This is a genomic window from Novosphingobium kaempferiae, from assembly GCF_021227995.1.
GTDB lineage: Bacteria > Pseudomonadota > Alphaproteobacteria > Sphingomonadales > Sphingomonadaceae > Novosphingobium > Novosphingobium kaempferiae.
In genome coordinates, this window is the sequence record NZ_CP089301.1 from 577,103 (window position 1) to 598,700 (window position 21,598).

19 protein-coding genes and 1 tRNA gene are annotated in these 21,598 nt (G+C 61.6%); 9 read left to right on the top strand and 11 right to left on the bottom strand.

Going from position 1 to position 21,598, the window contains the following annotated elements:
- Positions 1-54: 54 nt before the first annotated feature.
- Both LO787_RS02850 and LO787_RS02855 read right to left on the bottom strand, forming a co-directional pair.
- Positions 55-867: a shikimate 5-dehydrogenase gene (locus LO787_RS02850; protein ID WP_232494373.1), complete on the bottom strand. Its 813-nt coding sequence runs from the start codon at positions 865-867 to the stop codon at positions 55-57.
- A 51-nt stretch (positions 868-918) separates the two neighbouring features.
- Entirely contained in the window at positions 919-2,079 is a 1,161-nt protein-coding gene (locus LO787_RS02855; RefSeq protein ID WP_232494374.1) for a GNAT family N-acetyltransferase, read from the bottom strand.
- Between the two features lie 146 nt (positions 2,080-2,225).
- Between LO787_RS02855 and LO787_RS02860 the strand changes: the two genes are divergently transcribed.
- A complete protein-coding gene (locus tag LO787_RS02860; protein WP_232494375.1) occupies positions 2,226-3,320 on the top strand; it encodes a fatty acid desaturase family protein in 1,095 nt (364 codons plus the stop codon).
- Between the two features lie 12 nt (positions 3,321-3,332).
- Here the strand turns inward: LO787_RS02860 and lptG are convergent, their stop codons facing one another.
- From lptG to LO787_RS02885, 5 genes are all read right to left on the bottom strand, one after another.
- On the bottom strand, positions 3,333-4,430 hold the full coding sequence (gene lptG, locus LO787_RS02865; RefSeq protein WP_232494376.1) for an LPS export ABC transporter permease LptG: 1,098 nt from the start codon (positions 4,428-4,430) through the stop codon (positions 3,333-3,335).
- 2 nt (positions 4,431-4,432) lie between these two features.
- A complete protein-coding gene (gene lptF, locus LO787_RS02870) occupies positions 4,433-5,659 on the bottom strand; it encodes an LPS export ABC transporter permease LptF (RefSeq protein ID WP_232494377.1) in 1,227 nt (408 codons plus the stop codon).
- Between the two features lie 160 nt (positions 5,660-5,819).
- Positions 5,820-6,155 carry an ATP-dependent Clp protease adapter ClpS gene (gene clpS / locus LO787_RS02875; protein ID WP_232496235.1) on the bottom strand — a complete coding sequence of 112 codons (336 nt, stop codon included), beginning with the start codon at positions 6,153-6,155 and terminating at the stop codon, positions 5,820-5,822.
- 192 nt (positions 6,156-6,347) lie between these two features.
- Entirely contained in the window at positions 6,348-7,412 is a 1,065-nt protein-coding gene (locus LO787_RS02880) for a phasin family protein (protein WP_232494378.1), read from the bottom strand.
- Between the two features lie 280 nt (positions 7,413-7,692).
- Positions 7,693-9,552 carry a PHA/PHB synthase family protein gene (locus LO787_RS02885; protein ID WP_232494379.1) on the bottom strand — a complete coding sequence of 620 codons (1,860 nt, stop codon included), beginning with the start codon at positions 9,550-9,552 and terminating at the stop codon, positions 7,693-7,695.
- A 191-nt stretch (positions 9,553-9,743) separates the two neighbouring features.
- Here LO787_RS02885 and LO787_RS02890 point away from each other — a divergent pair, with 191 nt between their 5' ends.
- Complete coding sequence (locus LO787_RS02890; RefSeq protein ID WP_232494380.1) at positions 9,744-10,943, top strand: LL-diaminopimelate aminotransferase; 1,200 nt, start codon at positions 9,744-9,746, stop codon at positions 10,941-10,943.
- A gap of 149 nt (positions 10,944-11,092) precedes the next feature.
- Positions 11,093-11,830, top strand: a complete 738-nt coding sequence (locus LO787_RS02895) for a winged helix-turn-helix domain-containing protein (protein ID WP_232494381.1) — start codon at positions 11,093-11,095, stop codon at positions 11,828-11,830.
- 3 nt (positions 11,831-11,833) lie between these two features.
- Here the strand turns inward: LO787_RS02895 and mobA are convergent, their stop codons facing one another.
- A complete protein-coding gene (mobA, locus tag LO787_RS02900; RefSeq protein WP_232494382.1) occupies positions 11,834-12,364 on the bottom strand; it encodes a molybdenum cofactor guanylyltransferase in 531 nt (176 codons plus the stop codon).
- Positions 12,365-12,557: 193 nt separating this feature from the next.
- Between mobA and LO787_RS02905 the strand changes: the two genes are divergently transcribed.
- Together LO787_RS02905 and LO787_RS02910 are read left to right on the top strand one after the other, a co-directional pair.
- Positions 12,558-12,631: transfer RNA gene (locus tag LO787_RS02905), tRNA-Cys, on the top strand.
- Between the two features lie 143 nt (positions 12,632-12,774).
- On the top strand, positions 12,775-14,040 hold the full coding sequence (locus LO787_RS02910) for a tyrosine-type recombinase/integrase (protein WP_232496236.1): 1,266 nt from the start codon (positions 12,775-12,777) through the stop codon (positions 14,038-14,040).
- 293 nt (positions 14,041-14,333) lie between these two features.
- On the opposite strand, the gene LO787_RS02915 is transcribed toward LO787_RS02910, so the two are convergent.
- Positions 14,334-14,597: a DksA/TraR family C4-type zinc finger protein gene (locus tag LO787_RS02915; protein WP_232494383.1), complete on the bottom strand. Its 264-nt coding sequence runs from the start codon at positions 14,595-14,597 to the stop codon at positions 14,334-14,336.
- Between the two features lie 149 nt (positions 14,598-14,746).
- Here LO787_RS02915 and LO787_RS02920 point away from each other — a divergent pair, with 149 nt between their 5' ends.
- The 4 genes from LO787_RS02920 to LO787_RS02940 all read left to right on the top strand — a co-directional run bounded on the left by LO787_RS02920 (position 14,747) and on the right by LO787_RS02940 (position 18,923).
- The gene (locus tag LO787_RS02920; protein WP_232494384.1) at positions 14,747-16,441 is read left to right on the top strand and encodes an FAD/NAD(P)-binding protein; all 1,695 of its coding nucleotides are present in this window, start codon (positions 14,747-14,749) and stop codon (positions 16,439-16,441) included.
- Positions 16,438-16,950, top strand: a complete 513-nt coding sequence (locus LO787_RS02925) for a DUF1543 domain-containing protein (RefSeq protein ID WP_232494385.1) — start codon at positions 16,438-16,440, stop codon at positions 16,948-16,950. The genes LO787_RS02920 and LO787_RS02925 overlap by 4 nt, the downstream gene beginning before the upstream one ends.
- A gap of 1,181 nt (positions 16,951-18,131) precedes the next feature.
- Positions 18,132-18,341, top strand: coding sequence for a response regulator transcription factor (locus LO787_RS02935; RefSeq protein ID WP_232494387.1), 210 nt, complete (start codon positions 18,132-18,134; stop codon positions 18,339-18,341).
- Between the two features lie 414 nt (positions 18,342-18,755).
- Positions 18,756-18,923 (top strand): hypothetical protein, encoded by a 168-nt coding sequence (locus tag LO787_RS02940; RefSeq protein ID WP_170065837.1) that lies wholly within the window; start codon positions 18,756-18,758, stop codon positions 18,921-18,923.
- A gap of 601 nt (positions 18,924-19,524) precedes the next feature.
- On the opposite strand, the gene LO787_RS02945 is transcribed toward LO787_RS02940, so the two are convergent.
- Both LO787_RS02945 and LO787_RS02950 read right to left on the bottom strand, forming a co-directional pair.
- Complete coding sequence (locus tag LO787_RS02945; protein ID WP_103094846.1) at positions 19,525-19,776, bottom strand: DUF6894 family protein; 252 nt, start codon at positions 19,774-19,776, stop codon at positions 19,525-19,527.
- A 657-nt stretch (positions 19,777-20,433) separates the two neighbouring features.
- Complete coding sequence (locus tag LO787_RS02950; RefSeq protein WP_232494388.1) at positions 20,434-21,393, bottom strand: histone deacetylase family protein; 960 nt, start codon at positions 21,391-21,393, stop codon at positions 20,434-20,436.
- Positions 21,394-21,598: the final 205 nt, after the last annotated feature.

The window sequence follows — 21,598 nt, forward strand, 5'->3', positions numbered from 1 at the left end:
TGGATTGCTTCCCCCGGCCTTCGCCGGGGTCGCAATGACGAAAAGGTGTGGTTCTCAGCTGTTGGCCCGCGCAAAGGCCGCCGCATCGGCGACTTGCGCTTCGCTGGGCGTGACGCCGGTATAAAGCACGAACTGCTGCAGCGCCTGCAGCGTCGCCACCTCGGTGCCGGTGATGCGGCGCTTGCCCGCCTCGGCGGCGGCGCGCAGGAACGGCGTCGCGGGCGGGTACTGCACCACGTCGAAGGCGATGTCGCACGCGGCGATGGCATCGGCCGGAAACGGCAGCATACCGGCATCCGAGCCGGTCATGCCGAGCGGCGTCACGTTGATCAGCATCGCCGCGCTGCCCTCCGGTTCGGGCAACCAGCGATAGCCGTAGAGATCGGCCAGCGCCCGCCCCGCCTGCTCGTTGCGCGCGACGATGGTGCCGTCGGCGAACCCGCCATCCCGCAACGCCGCCGCGACCGCCTTCGCCATCCCGCCTGACCCCCGCAGCATGAACGAGGTCGAGCGATCGAGGTCGGCGACCAGATCGACCACCGCGCCATAGTCGGTGTTGTGCCCGGTCAGCACCCCGTCGTCGTTGACGATGGTGTTCACGCTGTCGATGGCTGCCGCCGAAGGAGCCATCCCGTCGAGCAGCGCGATCACCGCCTCCTTGAACGGCATTGAGATCGCGCAGCCGCGAATGCCCAGCGCCCTGATCCCGCCGACCGCGCCGGGCAGGTCGGTGGTGGTGAAGGACTTGTAGACGAAGTCCAGTCCGGTCAGCTCGTAGAGCCGATTGTGGAAGCGCGACCCGAAGTTGCCGGGCCGGGCCGACAGCGACATGCACAGCTGCGTGTCGCGTCCGATCAGGGGCTTCATGGGTACTCCTCGGTACAGCTCGGGTGCGGTTAGGTGTCTTTCAGTACCGCCTCAGAGCGGCTTGTCGTAGATCGCATATTCGCGGTTGATCTTGCTCTCGATGGCGTCGGCAATGGCGACCATCCCTTGATTATCCTCGAGAATCCAGCCGATCTCGCCCCGCTTCGCGCCGAACTTGGCCACCGCCGAGCGGCGAATGTACTCGATCATCATGAAAGCCAGCTGGCTGGCCAGACGCGACGACTGCAGCTTCCGGCGCACCCCCATCAGCGGCACGCGCATGTCGGCGGGATTGGGCTTGCGCAGCCACAGCAGCAGCTTGAGAAGCCCGAAAATCGACGGTTTTCCGTTGCGCTTGTTGACCTTCATCTGCACGCCGTTCAGGTCCGGAAGCGTCATCATGAACGCAACCGGCTCACCCTCGTACTCGGCGATCAGGATCAGTTCGGGATGCACCAGCGGCTTCAGAGCCTTGCCGGTATACTCGATCTCCTTGTCGGTGAACGGCACGAAACCCCAGTTATCCGACCAGGCATCGTTGAGAATCTCGCAGATTATCGCGGCATCGCGATCGAAATGCTTCAGTTCCACGCCGCGCACGTTGATCTTGGCGTTCTTCTCGCCCGAGGAGACGATGCGCTGGATCAGCGGCGGAAACTGCTTCGTTACGTCGAGTTCGTAGGTATGCACCGTCTTGACGCGGCTGTAGCCCTGGCTCTCGATCCAGCCCTGATAGGCCGCATTATGGTGCGCCATCATCACCATCGGCGCGTGGTCGTGGCCGAGCACCTGGATACCGGGCTCTTCCCAGACCGAGAGGTTCATCGGCGCCAGCACGCGGGTCATGCCCTGCTCGCGCAGCCACTGTTCGGCCCGGTCGATGAGGGCGTGAGCGACCTCGGCATCCTCGGCCTCGATCGCGCCCCAGTTGCCGGTGCCGGGGCCCATGCCCTGCTCCAGCGGCTGTTTCAGCGCCTGTTCATCGATATGTGCCGATATGCGCCCGACCACCCGACCATCGCGCTTCGCCAGGAAAAGCTGCACCCGCGCATGTTCGAAGAACGGGTTCTTGCCGGGGGTGAACTTGGAAATCTCCTCTGAGCGCAGATTGGGCACCCAGTTTTGATCTGACGCATTGAGTCGATAAGCGAGATCGACAAAAGCGGCGATGTCGGCCTTGCTGGAGATCGGAGTGATGACTAGTTCGGCCACGATGCTGCCTTTGTTCTGGCGTAACGGAATATGAGCGCGACGTGCTGCCGCAGGCGGTGCGTTGTCAAGCCGGACCGCGCGGCGATTCGCGGTGAAGCCTGATCCGGGCGGGCTTATGCCCGGAAACACTTTGGAAATCTTGCCCGATGAATGCCCAGAAAGCGATCGACCTGCCCTCCTCCCAGCCGCGCGATGCCGCGAGCGGATCGACGTGGCACTCGCAGATGCCAGACGACAAGGCGATGCTGCGCGCCGCGGTCGAACTGACGCGCGACCTCTCCACCGCGCGCCCGGGCATCTACTGGGGCGACATGCTGGCGAGCGCGTTCGTCGGCTATGCTACGCTCGCGGGCGCGATTCTGGTCGGCAATCCGATCGTCGCGGTGCTGCTGGGCGTGATCTCGTCGCTGGCGCTCTACCGCGCGCTGCTGTTCATCCATGAACTGACCCACATCCATAAGGACGCCCTGCCGGGCTTCCGCTTCGGCTGGAACCTGCTGGTCGGCATTCCCATGCTGATCCCGTCCTTCATGTACGAAGGCGTGCATACCCAGCACCACGCGCGCACCCGCTACGGCACGGTGGATGACCCGGAGTACCTGCCGCTGGCGCTCATGAAGCCGTGGAGCCTGCCGGTCTTCGCGCTCACCGCGATTTTACTGCCGCCCGCGCTGCTGATCCGCTCGGCGGTGCTGGTGCCGCTCGGCGCCATCATCTCGCCGCTGCGCACGCTGGTGTGGGAGCGCGCCTCCGCGCTTGCGATCAACCCTCAGTACAAGCGCCGCAAGCCCGAGGGCGAATTCGCACGGCTGGTGTTCTGGCAGGAACTGGGCTGTTCGGTATGGGCCATTGGCGTGCTCGCCGCGAGCTTCGCCTGGGGCTGGCGTCCGCTGCTGATCGCGATTGCGGTCGTGTCCTTCACCGCCCTGCTCAATCAGGTCCGCACGCTCGTCGCCCACCTGTGGGAGAACGATGGCGAGGCGATGACCGTCACCGCGCAGTACCTCGATTCGGTGAACGTGCCGCCGCCGGGCTTCGTCGCGGCGATGTGGGCTCCAGTAGGCCTGCGCTACCACGCGCTGCATCACCTGCTACCCTCGATGCCCTATCACTCGCTTGCCGAGGCGCACCGCCGCTTGACCGCCCACCTCGAAGCGGGATCGACTTATGGCAAGGCCAGCTATCCCGGCCTGTCGCCGCTGCTCGGACGGCTGGTCAGCAGCACGATGAAGGCGCGCTGAGCGCGCCTTCGGTCACTCCTCGGTGCGGATCAGCACCGTTTCGCCGATTAGGGCAAAGAGCACGAACGGAGCCCATGCCGCTATGAGCGGCGGGTAGCCGCCGAAGTTGCCCATCGCCAGCGCTGCATTGTCGAACACGAAGTAGGCGAAGCCGAGCGCCATGCCGATGACGGCGCGGATCAGCAGCGCACCCGAGCGTGCCAGGCCGAACGCCGCCACGGCGCCCAGCAGCGGCATCAGCGCCGATGCGAGCGGCCCGGACAGCTTGTGCCACCATGCCGCATCAAGCTCGCTGGTACGCCGTCCCGCCTCGTGCACGGCCTTGATCGACCCGGCCAGCGTGAAGATGTCCTGCGAGTCCGCATCGACCTTCGAGATATAGATCTTCGCCGGCGTGATCCCCGGCGCAACCGTCGCCGATGCAAGGCGCGTCGTCACGGTATCGGCGACCACGAACTTCACGGGGCGGTCGAGCTTCCAGCCGGGATTGGCGTAAGTGGCGGTGTCGGCGCGCAGCATTTCGACGATCATGTCGTCGGCATCGCGCTTGTAGTAGGTGACGCCGTGCAGCGTCATCGCCGCGCCCTCGCCCGAGAGCGATTGCGCCAACAGAAGCTCCGCTCCGTCGGCAAGATAGAGGTTCGCCTTGGGGCTCGCGTCCTTCGGGACCGGGCCGTAGTCGACCGCAGCCCAGGCATCGAGGGTTGACGTTGCACGCGTCACCACGCGTTCGTTGAAAGCGAAGCTCGCGCCGGAGATCACCAGCGCGGTCAGGATCAGTGGCGCCAGCACCTGATGCGCCGAAAGCCCGGAGGCCTTCATCGAGATGACTTCGCTGTTCTGGTTCAGCGTCGCGAGCGTGATAATCGTCGCCAGCAGCACCGAATAGGGCAGAAACCGCGCCACCAGCTGCGGCGCGCGCAGGCTTACGTAATAGAGCAGCTGCATCTGCCCATTGCCCTTGTAGGCCAGGATATCGCCGCTCTCACCCAGGAGGTCGAGAACCTGCAGCACCAGCACCAGCATGATGAGCACCGCGACGATGCGCGTCAGGAACAGCCGTGCGAGATACAGCGTGAGCGTGCGCGACGGGAAGAATTCAAGGTTCATGGTCAGGTCTGGTCCGCAGGCGTCGGCAGGATCGGCCCGCGCCGGTTACGGCGCAGCAGCGACTTGAGGCGCTTCACGCCCTTGTCGGACGCCGTCTCCAGCCAGCCGATGGCCTGGCCGCCCGGCACATAGGCGACGCGCCAGTACATCCAGAGGATGATGGCCGCGAAGACGAAGAACGGCCCCCACAGCCCGAGGATCGGGTTCAGCTTGCCGAGCGAGGCGACGTCGTTCGCGTACTGGTTGACCTTATGATAGGCCACCACCATCACAATCGACACGAACAGGCCGAGGGCCGATGTCGAGCGCTTGGGCGGGATCGCCAGCGCCACGCCAAGCAGCGGCAGCAGCAGCATCATCACCACTTCGACCATACGGTAGTTGAAGTTCGCCTGGCTGGAGACGCGCTCGTCGGCCGGGGCGTCCTTGTTCCAGCCGAGCTTGAGCAGTTCGGGCAGCAGATACTCGCGCTCCTGCCCACCGCGCTGGCGGAACTTCTCGATCGCGGGAAGTTCAATCGGGAGATCGTGACGGGTGAAGGTCAGCACGCGCGATGGTTCGCCCGGCTGGTCCTGAATGATCTGGCCCTGTTCGAGCCGGAAAATGATGGTGTCGGGATTGTCCTTGAGCGCAAGGAAGCGCCCCTCCCGCGCGGAGATCGACAGCACCTGCCCCTTGTCATTCGACAGGCGCGCGAAGATGCCGATCAGCTTGCGGCCATCGTCACGGCTTTCGTCGATGCGAAGGGCAATGCGGTCCTTGAGCGCGGTGAACTCACCCACCTTGATCGAAGCGCCGAGGGCGCCCGACTTGAGCTCGTAGTTGAGTTCCTCGTAATAGTAGCGCGAGAGCGGCTGGAGGTAGCCGACGATGGCGAAGTTCGCGATCACCATCACCAGCGTGATGATGTAGGGGACGCGCAGCATGCGGGTGTAGCTGAGGCCCACCGCGCGCATCACGTCGAGTTCGCTGCTGGTCGCAAGCTTGCGGAAGGCGAGCAGGATGCCGAGCATCAAGCCGAGCGGGATCGCAAGGCTGGCATATTCCGGCAGCATGTTCGCGAGCATCTTGAAGACGACGCCGATCGGGCCGCCTTCGGTCGCGACGAAATCGAAAAGCCGCAACATCTTGTCGAGCACGAGCAGCGATGCGGCGAGCAGGAATATGCCCAGCATCGGCATCAGCACGAGGCGAAGGATGTACCGGTCTAGGGCGCTGATGAACTTCACTTAGGCGTCGTCACTCAACCGTTCTCCCTCGCCCTTAACGGCTTGCGCCGGGAGGACAAAGCGATTTGTCGCAGGGCTTGCCGAGAGCATCGTGCACAAGTCGGCAGGGCGGTTCAACGTCGGGAGGACAGCAAGGTTTCCGGCCTCCGCAGGAATGCGATCAGGCCTTTTCCAGCGTACACTGGAGCGGATGCTGGTTCTGCCGGGCGAAATCCATCACCTGGTTCACCTTGGTCTCCGCGATCTCGTAAGGGAAGATGCCGCAAACACCGACGCCCTTCTGGTGGACGTGCAGCATAACGCGCGTCGCCTGCTCCAGATCCATGTTGAAGAAGCGCTTGAGGACCAGCACCACGAATTCCATCGGGGTGTAGTCATCGTTGAGCATCAGCACCTTGAACTGGCTGGGCTTCTTGGGCTTGGCGCGGGTCTTGGTGGCGATGCCGACCTGATGGTCGTCGCCCGTTCCACGATCGGAATCGCCATCATCCGCCATCACCACCTGCCCAACGATAGAGGCGGGCACGTGCAAGGGGAGCGGCAGGTCAGAATCGGCGATGGGGGAATTCATGGTGTCCAGAATATCGTACCGGGGCACCTGATAACAAGTGCCCCGGCCCATATTCTCAGTTCGGCGGCCCAATCGACCGGATGAAACGCTCACCCGGTCAGTCGAGCCCGGCGCTCGTCAGAGCGAGGTGGCCGAGCGTGCCTTTTCGACGGCGATGCTGACGCGACCCGAGATCGGCGCGAAAGTGTCGCTCATCAGCTTGAGCATGGCTTCGCTGTTCTTCGAGCTGTAGGCGACGGCCGTGTCGAAGTTCTTGCGGACGAGGTCGCTCTGCAGCTTGAAGAAGTCGGTCGGCGACTTGGCAGCGGCGAGATCCTTGATGTCGCCCGACATCTTCTCGAAGGCGGCGCGGCTCTCGGTGACGAATTCCGAACCCAGGGCCTGAACGCCCTCGGCGTAGATCTTGCCCGATTCGACGGCAGCCTCAACGTTGCCCTTCGCGAAGTCGCTGACTTCGCCGAGCACGCTGGTGCCCTTTTCGAAAGCGGCCTTGGCCTTGGCCTGAGCCTCGGTCACGGCATCCTGGAAACCGGTAAAGTTAGCGCTCATGTCCATTGTCGTTTCCTCGAGCATGAAATTGGAGAACAGTCCTGCGAAGACGGGCTTGCCCGGTACTTTCTTAGGTGCGGTCTTGGGTGCCGCATCGGGTTTGGCCGCCTTCGGAACCGGAACGGTCGCAACCGCTTCCTTGATTTCCTCGGCAACCTTGGTGACCGGCACGGTCGCAGCGACCGTTACCGGGGTGGTCTTGGCCGGAGCGGCCTTGACCGGAACAACTTCTGCAACCGGCTTCGGCTTGACCGGAGCGGGCTTGATCTTGGGCTTCGGCGCCGCAGCCTTGGTGACAGGCACCTTGGCCGCCACGGGCTTGGGCGCCGCAACCGGCTTCGCCGCCGCCTTGACGGGCTCTGCCTTGGCAGGTGCAGCCTTGATTTCAGGCACCGGCTTGGGCTCTGCTGCCGACTTCACCTCGACCGACTTCGGCGCCTCCGGCTTTACCGGCGCAGGCGCAACCGGTTCGGGCGCCTTTGCCACGGAAGCGGCCGCGACGGGCTTAGGCTCGTCCGGCTTGTCGGCCGCAGGGGCCTTGGGCTTGATGGTTACTACATCGCCCTTCGCCTCTACCGGCTTGGCAGCAGGCGCAGGAGCGACCTTGTTCTTCGGGTCTTCGTTATCGGCCATCGGTGCATCCAACCTCAGGTGAAAACTTCGAGTTCCGCCGGGCGTCACCCCGGAAATTCCTGGTGCGAGTTACGATTCGCACAATCCGTTGCTGCGGTGCAAAATAGGTTTTTGCACAAGCGAAGTCAACTCAATCATGTTGCGATGCACCATTTTTTGCTGCATCGCACAATTTCGCAGATTTCCGGCCTCCGAAGGGTGGCGAAGCCGGGTTACAGACGTGTGTCAGCACGCCTAACCGTGCTGGTCACGCGATTAAAAATTCGAAATGGACCTAGTTTCAGCGCGAGGCGACGTAACGCCCCGGCGCGTCCTCGATCACCTTGTCCCCGCGTCCACCGGGTTTGCGCTTTCCGCGCGCCGGCACCTGCGCCGAATCGAGCGCACGCAGCCATTCAATCCAGTGCGGCCACCAGCTTCCCGGATGCTCGGTCGCGCCATCGACGAAGCTGGCCAGAGTGTCCGGCGAGCCGTCGTTGGTCCAGTACTGGTACTTGCCCGTCGAGGGGGGATTGACCACGCCGGCGATATGCCCGGAGCCTGCTAGAAGGAACGTCCACGGGCCCGCCAGATAACGGGTCAGCTTCCACACGCTGGTCGGCGGCGCGATGTGATCCTCGCGCCCGGCCTGGATGTAGGTGGGGGTGGCGATGCGGTGGAGATCAATCGGGACGCCGCACGCACTCAGCGAATCTGCCACCGCCAGCCGGTTGTCGCGATAGAGGTCGCGCAGGTAGTTGCCATGCCAGCGCGCCGGCAGATTGGTGACGTCACCGTTCCAGTGGAGCAGGTCGAACGCCGGATAGTCTTCGCCCTTGAGATAATTGCGCTCGACATAGTTCCAGATGAGGTCGTTGCCGCGCAGGATGTTGAACGTCGCGGCAAGATAGCGCCCATCGAGGTAGCCTTCCGGAGAAAGGCGGCCAACCGTCTCGATCTGCTGGTCGTCGATGAAGTTCTTGAGGTCGCCCGCATCCTCGAAATCGACCTGCGCGGTGAAGAAGGTGGCGCTGGCGATCCGATCTGCCTGCCCCTTGCGCGCCAATACAGCCAGAGTGGCTGCAAGTGTCGTGCCCGCGACGCAGTATCCGACGGTATGCGCCGAAGGCACCCCCAGCCGTTCGCGCACGAAGTCCACCGCCTCGATCTGCGCGGTGATGTAGTCGTCCCACACGAGATCCGCCATCGAAGCATCGGCAGACTTCCACGAGACCATGAACACGGTCACGCCCTGCTCCACCGCCCAGCGCACGAAGCTTTTCCGCGCGTTCAGGTCAAGGATGTAGAAGCGGTTGATCCACGGCGGGAAGATCACCAGCGGCGTCGCCAGCACCTTCTCGGTCGTCGGCGTGTACTGGATGAGCTGATAGAGCGGGGTTTCGAAAACCACCTTGCCCGGTGTCACGGCGATGTTCTCGCCCAGCACGAAGGCGCCGGGGCGTGTATGGGTAAGCTGGCCCTTGCGCATATCGTCGAGCAGATTCTCGAACCCGCGCACGATGCTCTCGCCGCGGGTCTCGGTGGCCTTCGCCAGCGCCACGGGATTGGTCAGCGGGAAGTTCGCGGGGCTCAGCGCATCGACCACGGTGCGCGTCGCGAAGCGCAGCTGTGCCTTGCGCGCGGGCTCCAGCCCTTCGACCGCATCGGCCATGCCGAGCACCTGCTCGCTCATCATGAGGTAGAGCTGGTGGAGCACCGCGAAGAACGGCTGGCTGCGCCACTCGGGGGCGGAGAAGCGATGGTCGCGGCGCGGCAGTTCGGGCTCTTCATGCGCCTGCTCGCCGCGGGGACCGAGGCCATATTGGCCGAAGACCGCATTGACGAGCGAGAGGCCTTCGTTCCAGAGCTTCTGCTGAATTTCGGGATTGGCGAAGGGAAGCTGGCGCATCACCGCCTCTGCCGTGCCTATCCATTTGACGGGGTCGGCGAAGTGCGGCGGCTTTTCGCCCGCAGCCTTGGTCAACTGCTCGACCTGGAAATCGGTCCATATCGAATGCAGCCGCCCCGCGACCTCGGCCCATTGCACGGTGGCCTCCGCCTCGGGCGAGCCTTCCGCCGGGATCATCTGCCCAAACAGGGTCGTGAGCCCCTGGGCCTGAACCTTCATGACGTCGGTGATGAGATCGGCGTCGGTGGCCATCGGCAATCGCTCTCCTGTAAATTCGATAGAGGTTTGGCCTTGCCCGGAAGCCCTGTCGAGCCCCCTTCGCACGCTTCGTCGTGACAATTTCTGCAATTATCTTTCGCCACACACCATTTGCGCGAACGACGTAATCCCCTACAGGGACCGTGCGGCGATCCTGCCGCCGAAGCTACTGGATATTTGAGGTCATGGAAGACGAGTTCTACCGCATCAAGCGACTGCCGCCCTATGTCATCGCCGAAGTGAACGCGATGCGGCACGCAGCCCGCCAGGCCGGTAAGGACATCATCGACCTCGGTATGGGCAACCCGGACCTGCCGCCGCCCCAGCACGTCCTCGACAAGCTGTGCGAGGTGGCGCAGAAGCCCGATGCCCACGGTTACTCGCAGTCCAAGGGCATTCCCGGCCTGCGTCGCGCCCAAGCGAACTACTACGCCAACCGCTTCAATGTGGAGCTGGATCCCGAGAGCGAAGTCGTCGTGACGATGGGCTCGAAGGAAGGCCTCGCCAGCCTCGCCACCGCGATCACCGCGCCGGGCGACGTGGTTCTGGCCCCGAATCCGAGCTATCCGATCCACACCTTCGGCTTCATCATCGCCGGCGCGACGATCCGCTCGGTGCCGACCACGCCAGACGAGAACTACTGGCGCTCGCTCGACCGCGCGATGGCGTTCACGGTACCGCGGCCGTCGATCCTGATCGTCAACTACCCGTCGAATCCGACCGCCGAGACTGTGGATCTCGCGTTCTACGAGCGGCTCGTCGCCTGGGCGAAGGAAAACAAGGTCTGGATCCTGTCCGACCTTGCCTATTCCGAGCTCTACTACGACGGCAACCCGACCCGCTCGATCCTCGAAGTTCCGGGGGCCAAGGACGTCGCGGTCGAATTCACCTCGATGAGCAAGACCTACTCGATGGCCGGGTGGCGCATCGGCTTCGCGGTCGGCAACCAGAAGCTCATCGCGGCGCTGACCCGCGTGAAGTCCTACCTCGACTACGGCGCGTTCACGCCGATCCAGGCGGCGGCCTGTGCGGCACTGAACGGCCCTCAGGACATCGTTCAGCGCAACCGCGACCTCTACCAGAAGCGCCGCGACGTGATGGTCGAGGCGTTCGGCCGCGCCGGGTGGGACATCCCCCCGCCCAAAGCCTCGATGTTCGCCTGGGCTCCCCTGCCCCCGGCGCTCAAGGAGATGGGCAGCCTTGAGTTCTCCAAGCAGCTCCTGACCCACGCCGAAGTCGCGGTCGCGCCGGGCGTCGGCTATGGCGAGGACGGCGAAGGCTTCGTGCGCATCGCCATGGTGGAGAACGAGCAGCGTCTCCGTCAGGCGGCGCGGAATGTTAAGCGCTACCTCGTTTCCATGGGTGTAAACACACCGTCATCTTAACCTATATCGGCAGAAAAGGCCGAATTCATGCGGGATATGAAGGTTAAGACAGGCGCTATCCTGTAATATTATACGTGTTGTCCCGCTAGGCAAAAGACCGCCATCTGCTTCTCCTGTCGCACGACGATTTCGTGCATTTTGGGGGACAGATGGCGGACCTGCTCATGCGACGAGAGTCGCCTTATAGATTTCGATGGTTGGACTCGGGGCGGGTGCCGGCGGACTACGACCTGAGGGACAGCGGCTGGGCGCTGGACCTCGCGGGTGATCCTTCGAGCAGTTGCCTGGGCGTAATGCCCGCCGGGCGGTTGGACTGCAGCGGCTGGCAGCGCATGCTCGCGGTGCCGAGCGAGATCCGGCGCTTCATCATGGTGATCGGGGTAAGCACCGCCTGCGAGCGGGCCGAACTTCTGCAGGCCGGCTTCGGCGAAGCACTGGCGAACACGATCGAAGCCGGAGAGTTCGAAGCCCGCGCCTGCCGACTTGCGGAACTGACGCGCTGGTTGCCGCGCCATCGCCGCTTCGGCGAGCTTGAACTCGACCTGCTGGTGCGCGAGGCATACGGCCGGGGCAAGACGCTCAACCTGAACCCGCGCGAATTCGCGCTACTCTGGCGTCTAGCGGATACTCCGGGCGAGGCTGTCAGTAAGCAGGATCTGATCCAGGATGTCTGGCGGATGGGCTTCGTGCCGGAGACGAACAGCATCGCCGTCCATATGTCCCGCCTGCGTCGCAAACTGGCGTTCGTCGGGCTGTCGGGCATGGTCGCCACGGCTCCGGCGGGTGGCTATTGTCTCGTGCCGTCGGGTGATACGTCGCGCCGCCCGGAGGTCGTCTTCACGCCCGCATTGCTGGAAGCGCTCGCCATGCAGGCCGCCTCCGCCTGACCGCTAGGAAACGATCCGCGCTGAGGCGCGGGCGAGGTCTTCCGGTGTGTTGATGTTGGCGACGGCGGGGGCAATCTCCACCCGCCGGGCGCCGACAAGGTCGGCGAACCGGTTCATCGAATGGCTCTCCCCGCCCTGCAGCAAGGCTTCGAGCTGCGGGGCGGCGGATGCGGGCCACAGGCCGATCACCGGCTGAGCGGCCAGGCACGCCGGGGCATTGCCAAGCAGTGCAGGCAGATCGTCGGGAAGCAGCCCCGCATCGACCCCGCAGCTCAGCACTGCCTCGAATCCCTCGTCCTGCGCGTAGTGCATCGCGGCGGCCAACCCGCCCAGAGGCCCCATCCCGGCATGCGGCCAGTCGGGCAGCGTAGGCGCGGGCGCGGTCTCGCGGCCGGTGACGACCACATGCTCGCACCAGCCCGACAGCGCATCGACCGCAAGCGAGATCAGCGTGCGCCCGCCGATTTCCGCCAGCGCCTTGTCGCTGCCGAAGCGGCTGGACAAACCACCGGCGAGAACTGCTCCGAGAATCATTTGGGACGCCTTTCACGAGCGGGGACACGGGTCTGCGCGAACGTCGCTCCGGCATCCGCGCCTGAAAAGCGAGCGGAAAGCCGCCCGGTTCCGTAGCAAGATGACGGGATGCGCAGACTATTTCCGCCGATGGTCACAAACCCCATTGCGCTCGCTCCGATCGGTTGCTAGGCGCGCACTCCTCCACACGGATGGCCCGATGGCGGAGTGGTGACGCAGAGGACTGCAAATCCTTGCACGCCGGTTCGATTCCGGCTCGGGCCTCCATTCCCCTCTCCGGAGACGTCCACGGACGTCCGGAGAATGGCTGTTTTCCGCCGTTTTTACTGGTATAATCTCCGCTCCAATCCGGACGGGTTCAGCCGCATCCATGGCCATTGATGGTCCCGATGATGGACCCCCGCCCGACAATGCTCGGAGGTCCATCAGTGCCAGAGACGTCAGGAAAAAACGGCCTTAGCGCCATCGCGGTAAAGAACGCAAAGCCAAGAGACAAGGCGTTCAAGCTGTCCGACCGAGACGGGCTCTACCTGTTGGTCAAGCCAAGCGGCGTTCGATACTGGCGGATGAATTATCGCTTTGGAGGGCAACAGCGTACCCTGTCCTTCGGACGCTGGCCAGAAATCACGCTGAGTGAAGCACGAGACCTTCTGTTAGACGCCCGCCGCCTGCTGGCAAAAGGCATCGATCCGCTTGAGCAGGCGAGGCTCGAGAAAATCGAGCAATCGCTCGCCGCATCCAACACCTTCCAATCCATCGCCGACGAGTGGATCGCCAAGATCGAAACCGAAGGCGCCGCCCCCATGACCGTAAAGAAGGCGCGGTGGCTGTTAGCCAAAATCTATCCATCGATCGGCAAGCGACCGATTGCCGAAATCTCGGCACCGGAATTGCTGCTTGCCCTCAAGAAAGTCGAAGCGACGAAGCGGTACGATACCGCCAACCGAATCCGCACAGCGTGTAGCCAGGTTTTTCGTTACGCCATCGTCAGCGCCCGCGCGGGGCGAGATGTAGCTGCAGACCTTCGCGGCGCCCTTATCACGCCGAAGACAAAGCACCGTGCAGCGGTCACCACATCAAAAGAGGCAGGAGCATTGCTACGCGCCATCGACGATTATGACGGGATGCCCCTTACCCGAACGGCGCTTCGATTACTCGCTCATGTTTTCGTCCGACCTGGTGAGTTGCGCTGGGCCGAATGGAAGGAATTCGATCTCGAACGAAAGGTCTGGACCATTCCAGGCCCCAAGATGAAGATGGGTGTCGCACACTCCGTGCCTTTGAGCGCTCAAGCGATCGAGATCCTTGGCGAGATTGAGCATGACGCAAGCTACAGCTCATACCTCTTCCCGTCCCTGAGATCCCTGTCCAGGCCAATGTCCGACAATACACTCAACGCGGCGCTTCGCAGGTTGGGCTTTGCGAAAGATCAAATGACCGCACATGGATTTCGAGCATTGGCAGCAACCTTGCTCAACGAAATGGGGATCTGGAATCCAGACGCTATCGAGCGACAGTTGGCCCATGCAGACGGCAACTCCATCAGGAGAGCCTATGCCCGTGGGCAGTACTGGTCCGAAAGAGAACGGATGATGCAGCACTGGTCGGATCACATCGATCAATTACGCAGCGGCGCTGAAATTATCAGACCTCGCTTTGGACACAGCGCATCATGAAATCATCTGAATTATCTATCCATATCGCGCACTTTATAAAATCATATAGATGAATATGCTTTAATACCAATCTCAAAAACAAACTTCTACTTTATATTCTCACGTAGTTTCTGGGTGTGGATTTGCGCATCATATCGCAACCAGCACCCACCTGCCTTTCAATCGCCAAACTCCGACGCTCAGGGCAGACCGTCCGCTGCAGCGGCAGATGACGATCAATCCGCACTACTCGGCGGCAACGTCCGGACGGCTAAGGCTACCACAAATTCAAATGACGATTTTACGGCACAAGGTCAGCGCAGCTGGCTGTCCTTGCTTCCGCGTCGGTTGAACATAGAACGGGCTGGCAGCTTATCCCGTGCAGACTGGCAGACAACGCAAGTCCGTGCCCCTGGCATTGCGCGACGCCTTGCTTCTGGAATTGCTTCGCCGCACTCCTCGCACTGTGCGCTTCCGCGACCCTTTGGTAGCCGGGCACGCGCAGCCGATACGGCATCGTTGAGGCTGTCCTCAATCTGATCCTGAACGGCGCTGTCGGGCGCCCAGCCGTTCGCCATACCACATACCCTTTCTTTGAGTACAAGATAGGGAGTGGGACGGCGTTTGCACCACTCGCACTTCGACCTAATGCCACCAAGACTGTCAAATTAACCTGGATCTAGCTCTTTTTTGGGAGCCAGCCCGATCTCTTGAGCATTTTTCCGGGATGACCCGATCCGTTGCGTTCGTCGGCGCCGGCCCGACCACGATATACACGCTGCATGCCCTGTTGCAGGAGCAAGTGGGCCCGTTCGAATTGACCGTGTTCGAGAAGCAGGCGAACGTCGGGCGAGGCACGCCTTATCGGCCCGGCTGGAACGATCCGGCAATGCTGTCCAACATAGCCAGCGTCGAAATTCCGCCGCTGGAAGAGCCGCTCGTCGAGTGGCTTGATCGGCAAAGCAACGAAAGGCTTGTCGAACTACACATCAGCAGAGAGCAAATCGACGATCGGGCCTTCTACCCGCGCGTGCTTCTCGGCGAATACTTCTACGAACAGCTTCATGCGATGCTGGAACGGGCGGTGCGTTCGGGAGTGGTGGTCGACGTACGGACACGGTGCGAAGTGGTCGACGCCATCAGCGCCGACGATGGAATGACTCTGCTCGTCCGCCCCGAGGACGGCAGTGTTTGCGAGGCACGCTTCGACCACGTCGTGCTGGCAACGGGCCACCAATGGCCTGACCAGCCGGAGGTGCGGCCGGGCTATTTCCTAAGCCCCTGGCCAGCGTCCGAAATCGAGAAGATCCCCGCCTGCCGGATCGGCATTCGCGGCTCATCTCTCACCGCGATAGACGCCGCGGTGGCGCTGGCGGTGAGCCATGGCAAGTTCGTCGAGGATAGCGAGGGTGATCTGGTCTATGCGCCCGGCGCAGACACAGACAGCTTCCACATGACGATGTTGTCGCGCAAGGGCCTGCTTCCCGAAGCGGACTTCTATTTCCCGATACCCTACGAACCGCTCGCCATCTGCACGGACCAGGCGATCGACAAACTGCTAGCCACGCAGCCGGAGGATCTGCTCGATCACGCTTTCGGCCTGTTCAAGGAGGAACTGGCCGCAGCGGACAGTGCCTATGCCCGGCAGGTCAGCCTTGAGCACCTGAGCATGGAAGAATTCTGCGATGGCTATTTTGCCGAGCGCATGGCCGCCGATCCATTCGTATGGGCCGAACGAAATCTGGCGGAAGCGCAGGGGAATTATCAGGCGGGTCGCACCGTTGGCTGGCGCTACGCGATCCTGCGCATGCATGAGGTCATCCAACGCCTGATACCCTCTCTCGACGATGCCGATTTCCGGCGGTTCTCCCGCTTTTTTAAGCCCGTGTTCGTCGACGATTACGCCACTGTCCCACATGAATCCATCAAGCGGATGCTAGCGCTTCACAAAGCAGGCAAGCTTGATGTCATGCGGGTCGGAGAAGACTACAGGATCGACAGCTACGCGGCGGAAAGCGGTGCCGTCCTCCACCTGGATGGCGATGAGATTCATTTCCCCGTCTTCATCGAGGCGACGGGCCAACGCGCCCTGCCTGCCAAGGACTTTCCATTCGCATCGCTACGTGAGCAGGGCATCGTGCGCGACGTAGCAGCTAGCCCGTCGGCGGGTTCCTCGCGGCCCCCTTCGCGCGGGATCGTTGTCGACGACCAGTTCCACCCGATCTCGCCGGACATTCCAACGGACCAGCTGTTCTGCCTCAGCCTGCCGTTCATCATGGGCCGGCACCCTTTCATCCAAGGTATAACGAGTTCCTGCGAGATGGGCCGCATCGTAGGCGCCGAACTTGCTGCTGCCCTCGCGCGGGAGCGACCCGGCACGCTTGTGCCTGCAATTCAGACCAAGAGTGCGGCAGTGTCATGAAGCTGTTTGCGATCTACATCGGCGGCGAGTTTCCAGGTGCCAATATCGAAGTCCACGACGTGCGTTTCGTCGTTGCCGATGCGATCGAGGAAACTTACACGGCGCTGCGTCGCGATTGGTGGGGCGTACCTCGCAGTCTGCACATTGATTGCTGGGCGCATATCACCCACGCGGACGGCTACGACGTGTCTCTGCGCGCCGAGCCATTCACCGGGCCCGAGAAACTCTATTTCGTCAATCTGGGCGGGTATGAGCCCGGGGAGTTCGCGGAACGCCACCGCAACATCTTCGTCGTCGCGGAAAGCGAGCGCCAAGCGAAGTCGCGCGCGATGAAGGCGGTCAGACACTGGGCCGATCCGCACAAGGACGATCTTTACGAAGCTGAAGAGGCTTTCTGCCTGACGGACCAGTCGGTCGGCGAGCGCCTGTTCGTCCATTTGACGCGAAGCTCTGCCGCCGCCGAGCCTAGCTTCATCTGTCAATACATACCGATCCGGAAAAACAGTTGAGATATCAGATTGTGCAGCGGCGACCGGACCGGTCGCGGGCAACGGTCGTTAGTACGCGCCATGGCTGACAGAGCGGCCACTGCGCGTAATTATCCCGTCACGCCCGACGGACGCTACTTCGTGGTCCGCGGCAGGCTATGGCGACTGTCTGACCCGCGCCTGCCCGAAGACCGGCGGGCGCAACTGGTGAGTGACCTGATGACCGCCCGCCGTGCGATAGCGACTGCCCGGCGTTCAAAGGATAAGGCAGCGGAGGATCAGGCGCACGCCGCAGTGGAAGCGGCCAAGCGTCTGCTGGGAGAACGGGGACCGGTTTGGTGGGACGACGGAGCTACTGACCTCAATCGCCATATGGCGCGGAACACACCCTATGCAGCCTGGTATGCGGCCCGAACGGCATGATGTCACGAGAATGCGAGGCATTCGGCACCGTCCGGTAATTGTCTGTCCGTTTATTATGCAATGGTCGATGCCGCGTCCGCCAAGAATCAACCTTTCCGTGTCGATCTCGATCTGAAAACGCCGGATCGCCGCTCGTGACCTTAAACATCGCAATATTGATGTGGGTTAATCCGGCGCGAGAGTTCTCTGTTATCATCTCGATTCAGAAGTGCCGTACTTGCCGATGGCATTTCTGCGATGATCGAGGCGCGATCTCATGGGCCGACTGCGCCTCCGTCAACGGCTTGGCCAAGGCGACCGCAACCGCCTTTGGCTACGACGCGAGCGTAGCACTTCATTCCTGCTGCGCTCGCGTCGGAAGCTGGGCTTTACGGTATTCAATTCAGCGGATTTCCACTGAGTCGATGTTCTGCGTCGGACTGCATTCCGCCAGACTCAAAACTTTGACGCAGAAGAGAATTGGTCAGCAATAATCCTGCACGTCACTTCTCAGGTTCAACATGAGACGATTCAGCCTCCACTGAATCTTCCCCCAACAGCGAAACGAATCGACAGGTCCAATTTTCCGAGGCGTCAATAATATTAACATAGATCAACTCGATTAGGTTTTCTCCGAGGACTGAGTGGGCATTTTTGCTAATGACAACGCCCGATATCTATAATTCTATCCACGATTTTCCGCCACATTTCCTAACCTTATCGTTAACTGCAAAAAATACTGATATCCTTTAATTCGTTTTCGTGCGCACAACACCGCCTCCTTAAATGAGGGGCCACTCATGTCTTTGATACCAACGCTGACACTTACTCTACGCGAGACCGAAGTCATTCGCTTGGTTGCCGATGGATTCTCCGCGAAAGAGGCGGCAATTCGTCTCGAAATTGCCCCCTGCACCGTCGAGCGTCATGTCGAGAACGTAAGGCTCAAGACGCGTTCGCGAAATCGCGCGCACATGATCGCGCAGGTCATGACGGCGCAACTGATCTAATCACATCGGGGGGTGGACGGCACTGAGCGTGGTCGCGCTTCGCGGTGCCGTCCGGGTTGCGCCTCTAACGGGACGAAAATCTTCGGACAACCCAAGAAACGTCCAGCCAGATTTCAATTACATTTGTATCGCCGGATTCGGTTGAGAAATCGTCGTTCAGCTGTGCGCAATTGGCATCGGTTTGGACGTTGTTTCTATCTCGGACCGGAAGAAAAAGGCGAAGGCAATGCCAGACCACGCCTATTGATGCTGCGAATTTCATTTGACTTGCAGGTGCGATCACCGGGCAAAAATCTCTCAAGCTCGCGATATCGCTGATCTGACTAAGAGCATTCCGGCTTCATGATCTATGTTATTGCGCCGCCGAATAAGAGAGCTGCACGAGTAGTGGGTTGCGGGTGTGAAAGGGGGCGCATGTCACATATCGATTCACTGTCCCCAGGAATGCTTACACTTAGCGCGGCCGGGGTGATTGCCGTGGCAAGCACCATAATGGGCGACTTTGGTTTGCCGCTGTGGGGCAGGATCGTCCTCAGGGCTGTTGGCGTGGCGGCAATCGCACTCGGTCTGGCGCTCGCCTGACCCACTTATCATCAAAAATTTTGCGTGCCGGTTGACCAACAAAAGATGCGCCGGATCTGTTGCGCCGACGACCTTCATCCAAAGGCTGGACACTTGGGCCCAGAGGGCTTCCAGTACGCGACGAACCGATGACCGAGTCGGGAACGGCGATGCTTTAAGACCCGTTTATAAATCAAACAGACCAAACCAGTCGCAGCCTCGTGGCCCGGTTCTTGCTCCCACCACTCCCTCCGTTGGAACTGGGCCACCATTTTACTCACTTCAGAAACGGCTCTGTGCTCCCCTTTCTAAGAGGACAGAGCAGCATGCATGCCAGATATCCCGACGTACATGCGCCGGGAAATAATGTGACCCGAGCGGTTCACAGTATCGTGGGTGTCAGGCTTATTTTCCACCAGTACCTGGGCCTGCCACTTACTTCACGCTTTCGGGCCTACTGATCATCTGATGTGTCGACTGCTCGGCAAACTCGCGCGCCGGCTGCTGGTTGAGAGCCCCTATGCAGTGGCGCGAGGCAGGTAGCCCGCACTCGGCGACGCGCTCCTGAAAGGCCCGATGCTCACGCTGAAAATGGAAACCGCGATACCATCGCCTGACGACATCAGTCCGTCTTTGCTCCCATGGCGGGTGCGTCGATGATCGACGCAATCACGGTGAACAGGATCAATCCCGAGTCGTCTGTCACCTCAACGCGAAGATCGTCACATCCCTGTCGCTTCGAGGCCTTCTCAGTGAGAATCTCCGCAACATACCGCATCGCATTGCACTTTGCGTCGACTACGTCTTCCAGTTCCGTTCCGGTTGGGTCCGGCGTGGCGCTTCCGTTGAAGGCATTGAAATGGAATGTTTGCAAACTCTCGTCCTTGTCACGACTTTTCCCCTTCGCTTAAGCGATAGTGCAATAGCGGCATGCGAAGTTCCCTGCGGAACCGCCCGACGCTGCCCGCATGCGACAGATTCAATGCGCCACGCGTGCGGGTGTCGAATGTTTGCCCGCAATGGCCCCGATTCTTTGCGTTAACGGATTCGGGAGAGAAATCGGTACGGGTCTCCAGCTGCACCAGTAGGCGCTACGTCCGGCTCAAGTTCGCGGATGACGAGGTTGACCACCTCCAAAATCTCACGCTCATGTTTTAGCCAATGGGAAAGCGAGGTATTTCCAAGTGCCGCGATAACGTCGGCTTCAGTAGCGGCACGAAGCTTTACTTCACACATGCGTCCTCCAGCGTTTGAACCAAGTTAGGGCTCATCGGCTGGTTCTGTCATTCATCCAGGTTATCTCAGTGCGAATGTAGCGCTTTCCTTACGAGGCGCGCTCATGTTCCGCGTGATCAACGATTTTCGGCGCCGTTGAGGCTCGGCGCATCGTCCCCCTGCAATACCTCGCGCCCAGCCCGGGCACGCCTTGAGGTAAACGATCAACGGGCGGCGAGGCGTATCACCAAATACGATCGATGCGAGGTCTATTGCTGTCCGCCGAGCCCGGTGCCGCCCGGTGCCGGTTTTGAGATCAATCTCGAGATGAAATCCGAGCCCAAGATCTCCTATCCCCGCGCAATCGGGCAGCATCCCCCGCGCTGATCGCGGCGCAAAGCGTGAGGATCGTATGGGCGTGCCGCATGGCCACGGCTTCGCGGTCCGCGCCGTAACCGCCGCCCAGCGTGCTCGCCAACGGAACGCCGCGCTGCCTGGCTTCTGTCGCCACGAATCGATCGCGTTCCGCAAGGCCCCCGTCGCTCAGCGACAGCCGACCAAGCTTGTCGTCTGCATGCGCGTCGACGCCGGCCTGCAGAAGGATCAGTTCCGGTGCGAAATGATCGAGGACCATCGGCAGCGATCCGGCCAAAGCTTCCAGATAGACCGCATCGCCTGTTCCATCGGGTAGCCCGACATCCAGTGATGAGCGGGCCTTGCGGGTGGGGAAGTTCTTCTCGGCATGAATGGACAGGGTGAATATTTCGCTGCGCCCTGCAGTAAGGGCCGCAGTGCCGTCGCCCTGGTGCACGTCGAGATCGAGTATCAGGATGCGCGAGACGTCACCCTCCTCGATCATCCGGTTGGCGGCGAGCGCCAGATCATTGAACACGCAATAGCCTGCGCCAGTGTCGGCCAGGGCATGGTGGCTGCCGCCGGCGGAATTTGCAGCATACCCATGTTGCAACGCCAGCTTAGCCGCGAGCCATGTTCCTCCGGGGGAGAGTTGCGACCGCCGGGAAATCCGCTCGTCGATCGCAAAGCCGATCCGACGCTGCTTGGTCGCTGGCACTGAGCAACTGATGACTTCGCCGACATAGGCGGGGTCGTGGACAGCCTCGAGCCATTCTCTTGGCATGATCTCGGGCGCATGGACCGTCATTGGGACGCCACTTTCGCTCAGCGCGCGCATCACCAGCGCATACTTGTCATGCGGAAAAGTGCCGGTGCGGTCGGTTTCGACCACATAACCGGGATGATGAACGACATGCAGCATGGCCTGGCAGGTATAATGCCAAGGCGCGCAGGTCGAGCAGCATTGCTGGGCGTAGGGGGCTGACGCCTCTACAAAAGGCGTGTGTGGGACAAGATGAACGCCGACGCATTTCAAGATTTAAACGGGAGATTTTTCGTTACGGTGGAGACAACGGCGCTTATCGCGGACCGGACGGCGTCAGCGATCCCCTCCAGTCGTCAACGAA